Consider the following 15604-nt stretch of genomic DNA (forward strand, 5'->3'; position numbering starts at 1 on the left):
CCGCTTACGTCCAGGCGCATGTTACGATCCCGCGCCTGCGGCCAACCTCCCTCCGGCCACAGCCTCCTAGCCCGGATGGCGAAACAGGTAGACGCAAGAGACTTAAAATCTCTCGACCGCAAGGTCATGCCGGTTCGATCCCGGCTCCGGGCACCAAACACAGGACCAAGGCATAAAAAAGCCTTGGTTTTTTAGTTTTTGGGATTCCAATCACCTACGGCAATTCCGCAAGCGATATAAAGAAGCAGGCCTGCTCAACGGACGAGAAGCATGGCGCGCTGAGTCGTGTTACCCGCAATCGGGTTATTGAGCAAAGGGGATACAGATATGGCCAATTCTGACGGTGAGGGTTCGCGCAAGCGGTCAGCCAGCCATTTCCAGCCGCTGGGCACGAAGACATCCCCGAAGAGCACATCGTCTTCAAAAAAGGATGAAGAAAAGCATGCGCCGCCGCCCAAGCGCGCCAAGGGGCCCGAGCCACCCAGTTCCTTGGGCAGCACGCACACACCACCTTCCCGTCCGCGCTCTGAGCGTGCGCAAGTCATCAAACAGAAGAAGATGGGTGAACTGCAAAAGAGGGCCAATGCCCTGGGCAAGACCAGCATCGACCCGGCCACGGACATCACTCCGCTTCTGATGAAGCCGCTCGATCCAGGCAAAGACGATCGCGGTTATGTATCAACGGAAACGCGCCGCGAGATTGAACGGCATATGGAGAGCACGGCGAAGCCATTTCCCAGCCTGGAAAAGTCGAACATTCCGCCGGAGGCGCTGGAAATGCGCAAGGAGGCGAACAACCAGGGCAAGACGACACTTCAGCTCACTACGCGCGGTCCGGGAGACCGTTACCGGAGCGGTGAGGATTTGACGTTTACGTCATCCGGCAGCAGTGGCGGCGGGCGCACTGGCAATGATACGCCCAGGCCACGCAGCCCCCCGCCCAAGCAAGGCCTCACGACCGATGGGCGCTACGAGCACACGCATCAGTCACCGTTCCGCTTTACCGGTCTGCCCGGTACGACCGTGCACGCACCCACTCAGGCCAATCAAGTTGCCGACACCAACATCGAACGCTACATCGAAGGGCGCGAAAATGCTTTCATGTTTCGCCGGGATACACCTACGCACTCTCACTTGACCGGCGTGCGCGTGAACAAGGATGGCAGCGGCGAGACCAAGACAGTGAGCTACCGCCGTCGCCCATCCCGCTCGCCGAGCCCGGAGCCTGGCAGACACGACACTCCGCCGAAAAAAGGGAATGTGTAAGCCAAGCGCGCTCGCGTGTTGGATGGCACTGGGTATTCGCCGCCCTGGCAGACGCCGGACGACGAATAATAAACCTGCATTCCCCATACCGCGCAGCCGCCAGCGGTTTTTCAAGACAACAAAAAGTTGCCCTTACTTTTCCAGATGGCTGGCCGCTTTATCTTCCAGCGACCTGGCAAGCGTAAGACTGAGTTCGACAAGCCGGTCGATCCAGGCGGCATCGACGGCTACCTTGAGATCCTGCGCCTGCTTCATCGCTGCTGCGAGCGATGGCGCCAAAATGATGGCAGCTCTATCCGCGAGCTCCTTGTGGGTCATCTTTTTGCTCCGTTATGACTGGCTCCGGCCAGCGGTGCAATTGTAAGTACGACTGGCATAAGTACCAGTGCATGATGGGTGGGTGCATGATGGGTGGGTGCGTCACGAATGCCGCGCCTTTCCAAATACAACGCAGTCTGCACTCTCTCGATACAGTCATGCCTCTCGCCTGTCGCATCGGTTCAGCACGCTTTACTGATTGGCCGCCCGTTTCTGCTTCATTCCCACCCGGTTACGCCGCGTACCGAGCGCACCAGCGCCACGTTGAGGCTTCAAACGCTGTCGATGCCCTGTTGACCTTCATCCCACCGCTCCGGGAGTATGGTCGGACGCTTACCGCCGCGAACCAGGCACTGCCGTCATCTGCTTGCAGGACGATCACGTATGAAAGCCTTGCGATTCACCCGCCACGGTGCACCGGACGTACTGGAATACGTGGACATCGCCACGCCCGACATCGATGAGGATTCCGCCCTGGTGCGGGTGCACGGGGCATCGGTCAATCCGAGCGATGTAAAAAATGTCGCTGGCCATTTTTCGCAGACCACGCTGCCGCGGATTCCAGGCCGGGATTTCAGTGGCGTGGTAGAGCAAGGGCCGCTGGCCTGGCGCGGTGCGGATGTCTGGGGCACCGGCGGCGATATCGGCTTCACCCGTGATGGCACGCATGCCCAATACGTGCGCGTGCCGGTTAGCGCACTGGTGCGCAAACCGGCCGCACTCGATCATGCGCAGGCGTCTGCAATCGGTGTCAACTTCGTGGTGGCCTGGTTGGGCGTGGTGGATTATGCGCAGCTGCGCGAGGGCGAAACGATCGCCGTCATTGGCGCGGGTGGGGGTGTGGGTGGCGCGGTAACGCAAATCGCCAAATCGTTGGATTGCCGCATCATCGGCATCGACCGGCATCCGGTGGATGCCAGCTCACCCGCCGGCAAGCGCATCCATGATTTCGTGCCCTTCGACGAACATACGGTAGAACATCTGCGCGGCCTGGACGGCCTCGCCGACGGCGTGGATGTGGTGTTCGACAGTGTAGGCGGCATCGCCTTCGAAGCGGCGCTCGGCCTGGTGCGGCGCCGCGGGCGCGTGGTGGAAATCAGCGCTACCGGTCGTCGCCGGGTGGACATGGACCTGATCGATTTCTATCACAATGAAACGCAGTTGCTAGGCGCCGACAGCGCGAAACTGGGCGTGGTGGAATCGGCTCGACTGATGCAGGGTATTGCGCGCGGTTTCGACCACGGCAAATTCGATGCCCCGGTGATCGCGCACCGCTATGCGTTGGCCCAGGGCCGGGAAGCCTATGAGGCTGTGGCGCAGGGCACGCCAGGGCGGGTTGTGATTACCCCCTGAAGGGTGCTGGTTTTCCAAAAAACCAAAAAGCGGGCGCGCGCGTCCCAGCGTGCGAGCTCAGCCGCTCGTAGTGCTCTTGGGTTTTCGGCCGCGCCGCGGCTTGGCCGAGGATTGCGCGATCAGGCTTTGCAGGTACGCGATGCCCTCTTCTTCCGGAAAAAAGGACACTACGTCCGCCAGAGTCAGATTGTGGCGCTCGCGCAAGGCCAGAAATTCCTGTTTCGCCCGATCCATGGCCGATAACGCAGCTTGCCTGGCCGTCTGCTTTTTAGGCTTGACGGGGCGTTGTTCAATCTCCTTATCGAGGGCCGCGAGTTCTTCCTGGAAGCGGCGAAAGGCGTCTTTCGGGAGGGTCATAGCAACGCAGTGTGTTACAGGACCGATGATTATCTCATATGACAGGGGCATCCCGCCGCCTTGAAAACGGCTGCATGGGCGTCAGGCCAGCCCATGGCTGCTGGTAGGCAAGGTCTGGGGGGCATATCCCGCGTTCGATAATGCTGCATCTGAAAAACGCGAACGCGTGAAGCCGCTTCAGTTTCTGGCCCCTTCTTTCACGTTTTAAAGCAACCCGCTCCGTATCATGACCGCTTGGCACGCTATCGCGCGCACGTTTGCAAGCCGGCTTCAAACCGACGCTGAACTGGCTTCATGGCACGGTCTAAGCTTGAGCTTCCTGCACCGTCGGATGTCACAGCGCTACGGAGAGCCGGGGCGCGGTAACGAAGGCGCAGGGTGCATCGATGCTGAAATCGATCGTAGGTGACAAGTGGCTGCGACAGGTCGCCGTTTTTGCGGCGTATTGCGCGGCATATATGGTTTTGCGGCCCTGGTCCAACGGCATCTGGGGCCTGACCGACGGCCTGCGGCTGAGTGCTTTGCTGTTACTGCCCTATCGCTATTGGCCGACGCTCGCACTCGCCGAAATCGGCCCGCTGATTTATTACAACCATGCCGATCAGGCGCAGCTCGGGCTGACATGGGTGATCGGCAATTGCATTCCGCCGATTCTCTATGCGATGCCTGTTGTCGCCTGGTGCCGGCGCGGATTGGCGTTGTTCCCCGCCAGGCACGTCATCAGGGCCAAGGCCTTGCTGATATGCGTGGTGGTATCTGCAGTTGTCTGGACGGTAACCACCGTGCCTTTGCTGCTTGTTGTGGTGCAGCCACCGGGAACGCCGCATCCCTATCACTTCCATAGCATGCAGATCTTGCAGCTTTTCCTGGGCCGCTACACCGGCATCCTGACCATTCTGCCCATGGCGTTGGTCTTCAAACTAAGGAAGCCGCAACACGGGCATGCGCACATGCTTGCCGTGGTAAAAAGCTCGTTGACACTAGAGTTTCTGGCTCTGCTACTGCCCGCTCTTATTCTGCTTTACTGGCTCAATCTGCAAGCATCCGCGGATATAAGACCTGTGATCCGCATGGCCATGTTTCTTCCCACAGCGTGGCTCACCACCCGCCATGGATGGCGTGCAGCGGCGCTCGGAACCACGGCCACGTTGATCTGCATCGTCAGTGACATGGCTTCGCGCGCCGATAATCTGGACGTACTGGGCATGCAGGCATTCATCGCGTTCTCGGTCACATGCCTGTTCGCGCTCGGTTCGCGCTCAACCGCCGAAGACACGGCTGGCGAACAGGAACACATGGATGCCAAGACCGCCATAAAGCTCGCCCAGCAAGGCATGTATTTTTGCGAACTACGCATGCGCCAGGCTTCGCAAACGCTCGAGCAAGTCAGCGGCACCTTGCAATTGACGCAAGCACGGTTGCTCAACCGCTTCAAAAACGTACTTCTCTTCACGGAAGATCAAAGCTATTACAAGCAGATGGCAGCCACGCAGATCCAGGTTCACCAGGCCGTGGAATCCATGCACCCAACGGCGTGGCGTGAAGGCGGCCTGCCCGCTGCCCTGCGCGAAACCATCGGGCTCGCCCTTGAAGAAGCCGGCGTGGCTTACCGGTTTGAATTGAAGGGACGTGGGCTGAGCCGACTTTCGAGAGGTTTGCATGCGGCGATCTATCGCCTTGCCTGCGAAGTGGTGGTGTATGTATTCGCATGGCAGGCATGGTCGACCATCACCGTATCGCTGCGTGGTGGCTTTACGCACGGGCAACGTTGGGTGACGTTGCGGATCCAGGGTTACGGTCGTGCAGAAGCGGCCCTACCGATGCATCGAAAGGAAGAGAGCCAATATCTTGCAGCAAAGCTCGGCGCCAACAGCCTGAGCGTGATGGCCATGCGTGACTACGCCCGCCTCTACAACGGCGAGCTGCACACCTACAACGAACCCCATACATTCCGTATCACGGCGTTGATGCACGACGTAAGCCAACAGGTTCAGGGGTCACACGCCACGACACCTGCCCCACTGGAACTGTACCTACGCTGACAGTGCGTCAACTCAACCGGACATTATTTACCGGCACCGCCACTCACCACATTTCCAGCGCAGTTGAAGGGATCCGTGCACGGCGGGTTGGCGAGGGCCGACGGCGTAGTGGTTACACTGACAATTAACGCACCCGTGCTGGTCGGTGTGGCAGTCATGTGCGTCGTGCCATCGCTATATACGGTCTCCGTTACACCCGCATTTTCCGTTGCATCTGATTGGCCGGCATTATGTTGCGTGGACACGTACTGCTGATCCACGCCTATCGGCAATACCAGGATCACGTTATCCGCCACGGCCACCCCTGCACGTACCGTACCATTCAGATCGTTGACCTGAATGTAGCGAATGCCATCGCGAACGAATACGTACACGTGATAGTGCGGGCTGACACTGACATCCATAGCATTGGGCCATGACTGCCCGAGCCCCGTCGCAGGCGGCTGATACGCAAGAACCGATGTGGAGAGGAGCGCCACGAGCAACGCCACGACAACTGTACGCGCGGCACAATGCGATGATTTGCGGAACATGGTAATCCCCTACCTGTTACAGCGCCTATTCGCGGCTCGAATGTAGCACCGGGATGTGTATAAAACGTGCAGGATGCTCTACTATCTGCATCCTCAAGACGTTCCCTATTAAATAAATAACGGTGACACCGCTCTCCTTTTAATGAGCGCGCGGCACCTGATTGTTTATTTCAGCCGATAAAATCGGCCAAACGTCGAAATCCAATCGTACAGATTCGATTACTCGCGTCGGTTCAGATGGTTTGCAAAATCCGTTCATCTTCACTAATTTAATAACCCGAGCCGTACGTAAAACTCACTATAAGGACCACTCATGGCCATTGATCTGAAATCCCTTTCACCGAAAGAACTTCAATCCCTCATCGCAAACGCGCAGTCACAGATGCACGACGCAAAATCCCATCAGATCCAGGAAGTCCGCAAAAAAATTGACACCTTGCTCGGCAATGCCGGCCTGACGCTGGCGGATGTCTATCCCACACGTGGTGGCGGCAAGGCTGGCAAGGGCGGCAAGCGCGCCGTTGTTGCCCCGAAATACCGCAACCCGGAAGATCCCTCGCAAACGTGGTCCGGGCGTGGCAAGCGGCCGCTGTGGTTTGTCGCTGCACTCAAGCGTCGCGGCGTTACCGCTGATAGCCTGCTCATCGAAGGCGCCGCCAAAGGTAAAGGCGTATCGAAGAAAGCTGCCAAGAAGGCAACCCGCAGGAAAACCCGTCGGGGTTGATTCCAGGCACTATCCGATTTACGACTGGCCGACCCTGTGTTGGCCAGTTTTTTTTATATGGTCGAGTGTTTTTTTGGGGATGCCCGTTTTTTACGTTGAACTGCGGAAAACTGCATGCCTCCGCATACATACATCACGTCATTCCGGTGAAAGCCCAGGCACTTCTCAACAGCGAAGCTAGTCAATTCACGCTTCGTAGTGACGATGGATGATGCGCTTCGCTCACCCCCTGGGGCCGCCCTGGACGTTCTCCGCGCTTCGAGCCCTGTCCGGCCTTCGCCGGAATGACGCTGAGGGAAAGGGAGCTTCATTTAATTTGAGCTCTATCCGGAGCAGCTCACGAAATCCGCCTCCCACTCCGCCATTAAGACTTGCTTTCAACATCCCCGCGATTAATCATCCCCTCGCACCAAGCCATCCATCCCCATAGCTGCGACTGCGAGGTTGCTTATGAATATTGTGGATGCAATACGGCGTTCGATGCTTCTGGTTCTTGCCGCCGGCCTTCTTCAATTACCGTGGGTTTCCATCGCCGCGCCACCATCGGTTACTACCAGCGGCAGCTTGGCCACAATCCAGAAACAGCGCATTTTGAAAGTAGGCGTTGCGATGAATGCGCCCTGGGTATTTCGCGATAGCAACGGGCAGTGGAACGGCCTGGAAATCGACCTGGTAAGGCAGCTCGCCCAAGATATGAAATGGCAGGTGCAGCTTGTTCCTACAACATGGGCGCATAGCTTCGACGACTTGCACGCACATCGTTTCGACATTCTCGTTTCAGGTTTGAGCATCACCCCACAACGCGCCTTGGCGGTAAAGTTCAGCCATCCTTACGGCGACTACGCGCTCGGTTTAGTCGTCAACCGGAAAACCATCGGCACCGACGATGTAACGGCCTTGCAACGCGGCAGCCAACACACAATTGGTGTGCTCTCGGGAACGATCACCGCGGCCACCGCGAAGGAATACCTCGGGCAAAGCCACATTGTTGACCTGCTCGATGAAAACCAGGCCATCAAGGATCTGCGCAGCGGGAAGCTCGACGGTTTGATGGCCGAAGAACCCGTACCTTCCGCGTTGGCCACTACCTATCCCAAGCAATTGCGCACGCTCGACGTGCAAACCTACGGCAAGACCGCACATGCCTTCGCCGTGCGCCGCGATGATGATGATCTGCTCGACGTCATCAATGCCTGGCTCACTTACCAACAAGCCTCCGGCTGGCTGCGCTCACGCGAGGATTTCTGGATTCATCATCCTGATTGGGTCCAGCTCACGCAGTGAATCCACGCTGTTCACCCGCGCCATACCCGACGCTTGACGAACCACCCCCAAGGCGACTAATTTTCTTGCCGCTGGAGGTTTACATCCTTCTATCGCGATAAAAGGATGCAATTAAATGGGAAGCCGGTACGACCTTAGGGTCAATTCCGGCGCTGCCCCGCAGCGGTATGTGGAAACGACCTTCGTAACGAGCACTGGCCCTTGAAGCTGGGAAGCGACGAACAGTAGGCGAGGCGCAAAGCCTCACGTCCACGAGCCCGAAGACCTGCCCCAGCCAGGAAGCGCGAGTTTCCTGCCTGACCTGGAGCTTCCGAGGGGAGGCCGCTGGGGCTGCGCGCCACGCACCTGCGATGGCCGATCGCTCCCGCACATCCTCTCGCCAGCCCGGTTCGCCCGCGGGGGCGAAGGTCGCTCGCGGGCGGGCATGGGTCTATCCCTCGGCGCGCGGTTCCTTCGTTCCTCATTCACACGAATCGAGGAAATGCAATCCATGACTACCGTTACCAACCTTGGCTTCCCACGCATGGGTACTAGACGAGAGCTGAAACCGGCACTCGAAGCCTACTGGCATGACGATACGAAATGCGCATCGTTGCTGGACACGGCAAAGCAACTGCGCCGGCGCCACTGGACGTTGCAACGCGAAGCGGGCGCACAGGTCGTACCCTGCAATGATTTTTCGCTGTACGACCATGTGCTTGACACCGCCTACATGCTCGACGCCATTCCCGAACGGTATCGCGCGCTGGCCGACGCCGACCCGCTAGCCGGCTATTTCGCACTCGCGCGTGGCGCCCAGCGCGACGACGTGGATCTGCACGCATTGGAAATGACCAAGTGGTTCGACACCAACTACCACTACATCGTGCCGGAGCTGCACGCGGCCCAGACCTTCCGTTTGCGTACCCACAAACCGGTTGAGGAATTTCTCGAAGCCAAGGCGCAAGGCATCGATGCGCGACCGGTATTGCTGGGCCCGGTGAGTTTTCTGCTTCTGTCCAAGACCATCGACGGCAGCGACCGTCTGGCGCTGCTGGATCGGTTGTTGCCGGTTTATGCAGAGTTACTGGGCAAGCTCAAAGACGCTGGCGCGAATTGGGTGCAGATCGATGAGCCATGCCTAGTACTCGATCAGGATATGGACGATCACGTGGCCTACCGCACGGCTTATCGGGTCCTTGCCCAGATTCCGCGTCCGAAGTTGCTGCTTACCACCTACTTCGGCGCGCTGGATGACAACCTCGCTCTCGCCAGCCAATTGCTGGTCGACGGGCTCCATGTCGACCTCGTTCGCGCGCCGAACCAACTCGATGACGTGCTCGATGCCTTGCCGCGCCAGCATGTGCTTTCGCTTGGCGTCGTGGATGGACGCAACATCTGGCGCACCGATCTGGATCATGTGCTTCCGCTCATCAAGCGCGCCCATGCGCGCATCGGTGGAGAGCGCCTGCAGTTGGCGCCGTCATGTTCGTTGCTGCACATTCCCATCGATGTGTCGCTGGAAACGGAACTTTCATCTGAGCTGCGCAGCTGGCTGTCATTCGGTCGACAAAAAATCGAGGAATTGCGCACCTTGCGCGACGCGCTCAAATCCGCCAACGCATTGGCCGCACTGGAGGACGCGCGCCAACGACAGGTGTCGCGTCGGCAATCATCCGACGTGCATCGTCCGGACGTGATCGCACGCGTCGACGCCCTCAACGCCAAGGATGCGCAGCGCGCCTCACCCTACCTCACTCGTCGCGATGCACAACGCAAGCGATTCACCTTGCCGCTGTTTCCCACCACCACCATTGGCTCGTTCCCACAAACCAAGGACGTGCGCGAAGCGCGTGCCAAATACAAATCGGGTAAATTGCAGCACGCCGATTACGAAGCATTTCTGCAAGAGCAGACGCAGCAGTGCATCCGGTTCCAGGAAGAGATCGGTTTGGACGTGCTCGTTCACGGCGAGTTTGAACGTAACGATATGGTCGAATACTTCGGCGAACAGCTCGATGGTTTTGCCTTCACCAAACATGGCTGGGTGCAAAGCTATGGCTCGCGTTGCGTCAAGCCGCCCATCATCTACGGCGACGTGCAACGCCCGGCGCCCATGACCGTACGCTGGTCGGCTTATGCTCAATCGCTCACGTCACGCCCCATGAAAGGCATGCTCACCGGCCCGGTGACCGTACTGCAATGGTCGTTCGTGCGCGACGACCAACCGCGTTCCGCCACCTGCTGCCAACTCGCGCTGGCGCTTCGCGATGAAGTGCTCGACCTGCAAGCCGCCGGCATCGGCATCATCCAGATCGACGAACCGGCCTTGCGCGAGGGCCTGCCCTTGCGTCGAAAAGAATGGGCCTCGTATCTGGACTGGGCTGTCGAATGCTTCCGAGTCACCGCGTCCGGCGTGGCGGATGACACTCAGATCCACACGCATATGTGCTACTCGGAATTCAACGACATCATCGAAGCCGTCGCCGCGATGGACGCGGACGTCATCTCCATCGAGACCTCCCGCTCACGCATGGCATTGCTGGATGCCTTTGTACGCTTCCACTATCCGAACGAAATCGGGCCCGGCGTCTACGACATCCACTCACCGCGTGTTCCCGGTATCGAGGAAATGGTCACGTTGCTCGAAAAAGCCACCGCCGTGCTTGGCCCGGAGCAGTTATGGGTGAATCCCGATTGTGGTCTGAAAACGCGCGGCTGGCCTGAAACGTACGATGCATTACAAGCCTTGGTTGAAGCGGCACACATCATGCGCCAACGGGTGGCGGTAGTCGCCTGATCTGACACGTGGGGTACTGGCCTCATTGGTGCCCCACTGCTCCGATGCCTGGCGCACCATAAAAAAAGCCGGCGCCTGATGGGCCGGCCAACATCCTTTCAAAACGTTTCTTCTTTTACCTTACCAGCCAACTGCCATACCCACACCCACCGACACATCGTTGGCGGACGCCGAACCACCAAAGGAGACGTTGAAGTTTGGCTTGATCTGGCGGGAATAGCCCACCGCAATCGCGGACTGGCCGTTCTGCGTGCCGACACCCACGCCAACCTTGTTAGGCTGATCGATGCCTTGTGCACTGAAAGCCATCTGCCCGTAGGCCGCACTCATCGCACCCATGCTGTTGATGCGCTTGTCCAACTGTGTGAACCGCTGCTTCGCCCAATCCTGTACACCATTGACGGCATCCTGCACCTGGCCCCAATTGGCCGCATCCGTGCGCGCCACGCCAGCTGCCACGTTAGTGACAGTACGTTCGTTACCCGCCGAACCCACCGACACGCTATTGGCTTGCGTCGCCACCGAATTCGCACCGAGCGCTACCGAGTTGTCGGCCGATGCATTCGCACCCGCGCCGATGGCCGTGGCGTTAGCGCCGGTTGCCGAAGCATTGGCCGCCACCGCCGTGGCATGGTTACCTGAGGCTTGAGCGCTTTGCCCCACCGCGGTACCGCTTTCAGCTGTCGACTGGGCGTTGGTACCAAGCGTCACACCAGCACCATTGGCTGCAGCGGCAACCGTAGCGGCATCGGCCGGAACCGGCGCAGCTGCATCACTTGCATCGCTCCGTGCACCGTTGCTTTCCAAGTGAGTAACACGACCGTCGATGCTCGTGACCTGGTTGTTCACGCTGTTGATCTGGTTTTGCAGATCGCTCTGCACACCCGTCAACTGACCCACGTTCACCGCATCGTACTGATTCTTGCCATCGGCCACATTCGTAAGCACCACCGGCGCTGCTGCACCGACACCGCCCAGCGTCACCGAACCACGATTGGAACCCGGATCGTAGACCATCGCATCCAGCATCGTGCCATCGCTGTCGACCAGGCCGGCCGACTTCAGCTGCCCCATGTTCACCGCGTCCGTGTCGGCGACACCTGCACTCACGTTGCTCAATGTACGGGTGTTGCCATCCTTATCGGCGAAATCAATCGCCGCACCGTCGGTATCCTTGCCTACTGTCACGTTTTCGCCCGCAGTCGCCTGTTGCACCAAGCTCTGGCCATCGTTCACGGGATCGGTGGCGGTCATCGCCGTTGCGACCTTACTCTGCCTGGACTGCACCTGCGTCAGCTGATTGTTGACGTCTGTGATCTTTGCGTCGAACGTGCTGATCTGGGCATTCATCGCACTCAGCGTGGACGCCGTGTTGCTGGTGCTCTGCGCGGCAAAGTTATTGATCGCATCCAAGGCCAAACCAACGGTGCTGTAGTTAGTGCCGTCAAACGTATACGAGGGCGCCGTGACATAGCCGCGACCATCGACACCGGCGTTTCCGCCCAACGCATTGGCCAACGAATTGGACACACCGAACAGCTGCGAACCGTTGATAGCGTCGGTACTCGTCAGGTGCACCGCGCCATCGGCCACGTTTCGCAGCGCCACCGGTGGCTGCCCTGAGACACCACCCAAGGTGAGGCTATTGTGCACGCCATCGTCGTACACCACCGTATCGGCCAACGTGCCATGGATCGCGGTCAGGTTATCGTCGATCGCAACAACGGCTCCACCCACGTCGCGATAGAGGGTCTGCTGCACCGTATAGTCGGGCGGCACAATCTCGCCGGATATCGGATTCACGGTCGCGCCACCGCCCAGCGCGTTCGTGATGCCTTGAAGCTGGCTCACGTTCACCGCGTCGGTCGCGGCGATACCCGCGTCAAGATTCACGATTTTTCGCCTCAGCGTGCTGTCGCCCACGGATACCACGTTGTCCCGGTCGGCCAACGAAAAGGCTCCCAGCGCGACGCTGTTCGCACCGGTTGCAGTGGCCTGGTAACCCACGGCCACCGATCCACTCGCGCTGACGGTGGCACCGCTGCCGAACGCATCGGAGGCGACACCCTCAACATTCGCACCCGCGCCAAATGCATTGCTGTTCGTACCCGAGACCGAGGAGCGGGCGCCGATCGCAATGACCTCTGTGATACCGTCTGGACCCGTCGCCGAGGCGCCTTGGCCGATAGCCAAGGAACCCGTGCCGCTTGCCGAAGCACCGGAACCCATCGCAATGGCATCGCTACCGGTTGCGGCGGCACCGGCCCCAACGGCTACGGAGCGAGCACCGGTCGCCGACGCGTCATCGGTTCCGTCATTCAGGCCATTGGCTTTGAAGTAACGCGTTGCCCCGGTCAAACCGCTCTTGAGTTGGCCCAGGTTCACCGCATCGCTGTCGACCTGCGCGTCGGCCACGTTTTTGATCTGCGTGCCGTTTTTGCCGAGCAGTGTCACCACGTCCTTGGCCTCGTCGTCATAGGCCACGTTCAGCGGGTTGCCTGCACCCGACTTGGCATTGATCGCCAGCAATGCGGCGCCCACGTTCGTGTAGTTGTTGCCGTCCAGCGTGTACGTCGGACCGGTTACCGCGCCCGTGGTTGGGTTGATCGACGCGTTGCCTCCCAGCGCCGAAACCAGCGGATTGAGCTGGCTCACGTTTACCGCATCGTTGGCTTGTGTACCGGCGGCCACGTTTACGATTTTGCGTTGATTAGTGCTGCTACCGACCGAGACCGTGTTATCAACATTGGCGACAGAGTTCGAACCCAAGGCAACAGCATTCGCCGCTGATACGTTGGCAAAGTAACCAAGCCCCACGGAGTTGTTAGCCGTTGCACTCGCAACCGCCTGCTGCCCGATGGCCAAGCTATATGTCGCAGCAGCATTCGCGCCACTACCAATCGCCGTCGCGTGGTCACCGCTTGCAGCGCCTTCGATAGCGATGGCATACGCGTTACTTGAATGCGCAGAGGTACCCATCGCAATTGAATTTACCGATGCTCCGTCGGTGACGGCACTCTGCCCCAAGGCAATATTGTAAATACCGGTCGCCAGCGCGTTGGTTCCTATCGCCATGGAGCCATAACCGGCTCCGCTGCCGTTAAGAAGCGTTCGCGCACCTTGGCCTAAGGCTATTCCCCAACTTTGGCCGGCGTTTGCACCGGAACCAATAGCCGTCCCATAGTTGTAGGCGGTCGTCGCGCCGCGGCCCATGGCTAGCGCGCCGACACCCGCTGCACTCGCTGACGAGCCCACGGCCGCTGCACCGTCGCCGGTCGCTTTACTGTTTTGACCTGCTGCCAGCGCCGACCAGGCGCCACCGCCGTTAGATGCCGTAGCGCCCGAACCGAGCGCCACAGAACCGTTTGTAGAGTTGGAGTTGGCACCGAGAGCTACGGCACCTTGAGTGGTCCCGGACGCCAGGGCACTACTGCCGATAGCCACGGTATAAAAAGCGTTTAAGGCCGTTTTGCTATTGAGTCCAATAGCTACTGAGGCTTGACCCTCTGCCATGGCTGACGCGCCCACCGCCGTGGCCCAAGGGAGAGCGTGGCTATAGCCACCAACAGCGGTGGCAAAAAAATTTCCATCGGTTTGTGCGTGATCGCCGAACGCTACACTTCCGTTGCCGGCGACGGCATTGGAACCAACTGCAGCGCCGTAGACGTTATTCTTGCAGTTAAAAATGGCATTGGTGATCAAGTAACAGTTGCCGTTATTAAGGTTTCCAACCGGCGAAGCATTGGCGCTGGTACCCGCCGCATAACCTTGTGCATGCAAGCCACCCGCTGTCGCCCACAAGGCGGCGAACGTGGCAGCGAGTGCGGTCTTGCTAGCTTTCTTCTTAGGGCCCTTGGCCAATTCGGACGCCACCACCCACGTACCCGTGGCGGCGTTGAAAACGATTCGGTAAATAGTATTCATACGTACAACTTCCATTCCTTGGTTGAATTGTCAGAAACATTTGTCGTGCTGAGGGGCGCGCATTGTTAGAAAAATTTGTCTTGCCGAGGAACGTGCACAGGCCGATGCCTGCGTAGGCAATCACCCATATCCATGTGCGAATGCCACCACCTGGATGACGGCGAAGGGCTTAATCAACGCGCTCAGAACGCCCGCCTCGGGTCACCCATGACCCTGACCCCACCAAGGTCACAACCCTGCGCGATCAGTGGTCGACTCACTGCAAAGTCGAGGCGACGCTGGGGAAGCCTTGGATCAGATGGCCCATGCAGTGGCAGCCGACCGCAATCGGTTCGTTCAATGTGGCACCGACATGGGCACCCACCGTCAGCGCGCCATGGACCGCTCACCGGGGGCGTCGCATAGCAACCACACACCCACACATTGCTCGGACGATGCCTACGCCAAACTAATCACGCTGTGTTTGCCTCCGAGCTGCGCACCCTGCATCGTCATGCGAACACTTCGGTGGTTACTTCATAGCGTATCGATCCATATGGCATCGCTCCGATGCCATCGTTTCGCACCCGGAGTACGCTGCTTTTCCGTTCGCTTCATTGGATGATTTCGTAGGTCGGTGACTTTTTTCGTGCTGGCTTTCAACATCAGCACAGATCGTACTCAACCCGTCAACGCGTTGCGCGTTACGTATGTACCACAGCGCTCATTCGCAGCACCGAGTAGAAGAAAAAGCGCATCAATACCAGCGCTCAAGCAGTCTGCACTTGGAAGGTTCGAACCGTTCTAACACCTTCGAAGCATCAGCATGAGGAGCTTCGGTGGTACGCCAGCCGGCATACAAAATCAATGCATGGCTCAGCTCGCTATCCGCACTTTTCATGGATGATTTGCCATGGTCCTATCTTTTAGGAATTAGAACGTGGTTTCATTATCAATTCCAGTATCGCGATCGCACCACCGATAACCGCCCCACCTTCTACGCCTCCATGTAGCGCAATGCCCAATTTATAAGGTATTGCTTTTA

The 15604-nt window shown here is 58.8% G+C and carries 10 protein-coding genes, 1 tRNA gene and 1 riboswitch; of the genes, 7 read left to right on the forward strand and 4 right to left on the reverse strand.

Features of this window, described 5'->3' with window-relative positions; translation table 11 throughout:
* The first annotated feature begins 69 nt into the window (after positions 1-69).
* Together DWU98_RS16140 and DWU98_RS16145 are read left to right on the forward strand one after the other, a co-directional pair.
* Positions 70-156, forward strand: a tRNA-Leu gene (locus DWU98_RS16140).
* A gap of 171 nt (positions 157-327) precedes the next feature.
* Complete coding sequence (locus DWU98_RS16145) at positions 328-1266, forward strand: hypothetical protein (RefSeq protein WP_115496585.1); 939 nt, start codon at positions 328-330, stop codon at positions 1264-1266.
* Positions 1267-1398: 132 nt separating this feature from the next.
* Here DWU98_RS16145 and DWU98_RS21740 read toward each other — a convergent pair whose 3' ends face one another.
* Positions 1399-1584, reverse strand: coding sequence for a hypothetical protein (locus DWU98_RS21740; protein WP_147293346.1), 186 nt, complete (start codon positions 1582-1584; stop codon positions 1399-1401).
* 384 nt (positions 1585-1968) lie between these two features.
* On the opposite strand from DWU98_RS21740, the gene DWU98_RS16150 reads away from it, so the two are divergent.
* Positions 1969-2937: a quinone oxidoreductase family protein gene (locus tag DWU98_RS16150; RefSeq protein ID WP_115496586.1), complete on the forward strand. Its 969-nt coding sequence runs from the start codon at positions 1969-1971 to the stop codon at positions 2935-2937.
* A 57-nt stretch (positions 2938-2994) separates the two neighbouring features.
* Here the strand turns inward: DWU98_RS16150 and DWU98_RS16155 are convergent, their stop codons facing one another.
* Entirely contained in the window at positions 2995-3345 is a 351-nt protein-coding gene (locus DWU98_RS16155; RefSeq protein ID WP_329955406.1) for a 2-hydroxyacyl-CoA dehydratase, read from the reverse strand.
* Positions 3346-3680: 335 nt separating this feature from the next.
* Between DWU98_RS16155 and DWU98_RS16160 the strand changes: the two genes are divergently transcribed.
* The gene (locus tag DWU98_RS16160; RefSeq protein WP_115496587.1) at positions 3681-5336 is read left to right on the forward strand and encodes an MASE1 domain-containing protein; all 1656 of its coding nucleotides are present in this window, start codon (positions 3681-3683) and stop codon (positions 5334-5336) included.
* Positions 5337-5359: 23 nt separating this feature from the next.
* On the opposite strand, the gene DWU98_RS16165 is transcribed toward DWU98_RS16160, so the two are convergent.
* Positions 5360-5869 (reverse strand): hypothetical protein, encoded by a 510-nt coding sequence (locus tag DWU98_RS16165; protein WP_115496588.1) that lies wholly within the window; start codon positions 5867-5869, stop codon positions 5360-5362.
* Between the two features lie 313 nt (positions 5870-6182).
* On the opposite strand from DWU98_RS16165, the gene DWU98_RS16170 reads away from it, so the two are divergent.
* The 3 genes from DWU98_RS16170 to metE all read left to right on the forward strand — a co-directional run bounded on the left by DWU98_RS16170 (position 6183) and on the right by metE (position 10656).
* The gene (locus tag DWU98_RS16170; protein ID WP_115496589.1) at positions 6183-6593 is read left to right on the forward strand and encodes an H-NS histone family protein; all 411 of its coding nucleotides are present in this window, start codon (positions 6183-6185) and stop codon (positions 6591-6593) included.
* Positions 6594-7073: 480 nt separating this feature from the next.
* The gene (locus DWU98_RS16175) at positions 7074-7877 is read left to right on the forward strand and encodes a substrate-binding periplasmic protein (RefSeq protein ID WP_158545085.1); all 804 of its coding nucleotides are present in this window, start codon (positions 7074-7076) and stop codon (positions 7875-7877) included.
* A 57-nt stretch (positions 7878-7934) separates the two neighbouring features.
* Positions 7935-8164, forward strand: a riboswitch (cobalamin riboswitch).
* 203 nt (positions 8165-8367) lie between these two features.
* Entirely contained in the window at positions 8368-10656 is a 2289-nt protein-coding gene (gene metE, locus DWU98_RS16180) for a 5-methyltetrahydropteroyltriglutamate--homocysteine S-methyltransferase (protein ID WP_115496613.1), read from the forward strand.
* 120 nt (positions 10657-10776) lie between these two features.
* Here the strand turns inward: metE and DWU98_RS16185 are convergent, their stop codons facing one another.
* The gene (locus DWU98_RS16185) at positions 10777-14580 is read right to left on the reverse strand and encodes an ESPR-type extended signal peptide-containing protein (protein WP_158545086.1); all 3804 of its coding nucleotides are present in this window, start codon (positions 14578-14580) and stop codon (positions 10777-10779) included.
* Positions 14581-15604 lie beyond the last annotated feature (1024 nt).

The sequence above is a fragment of the Dyella monticola genome (assembly GCF_003363155.1).
In the GTDB taxonomy this organism is placed as follows: Bacteria; Pseudomonadota; Gammaproteobacteria; order Xanthomonadales; family Rhodanobacteraceae; genus Dyella_B; species Dyella_B monticola.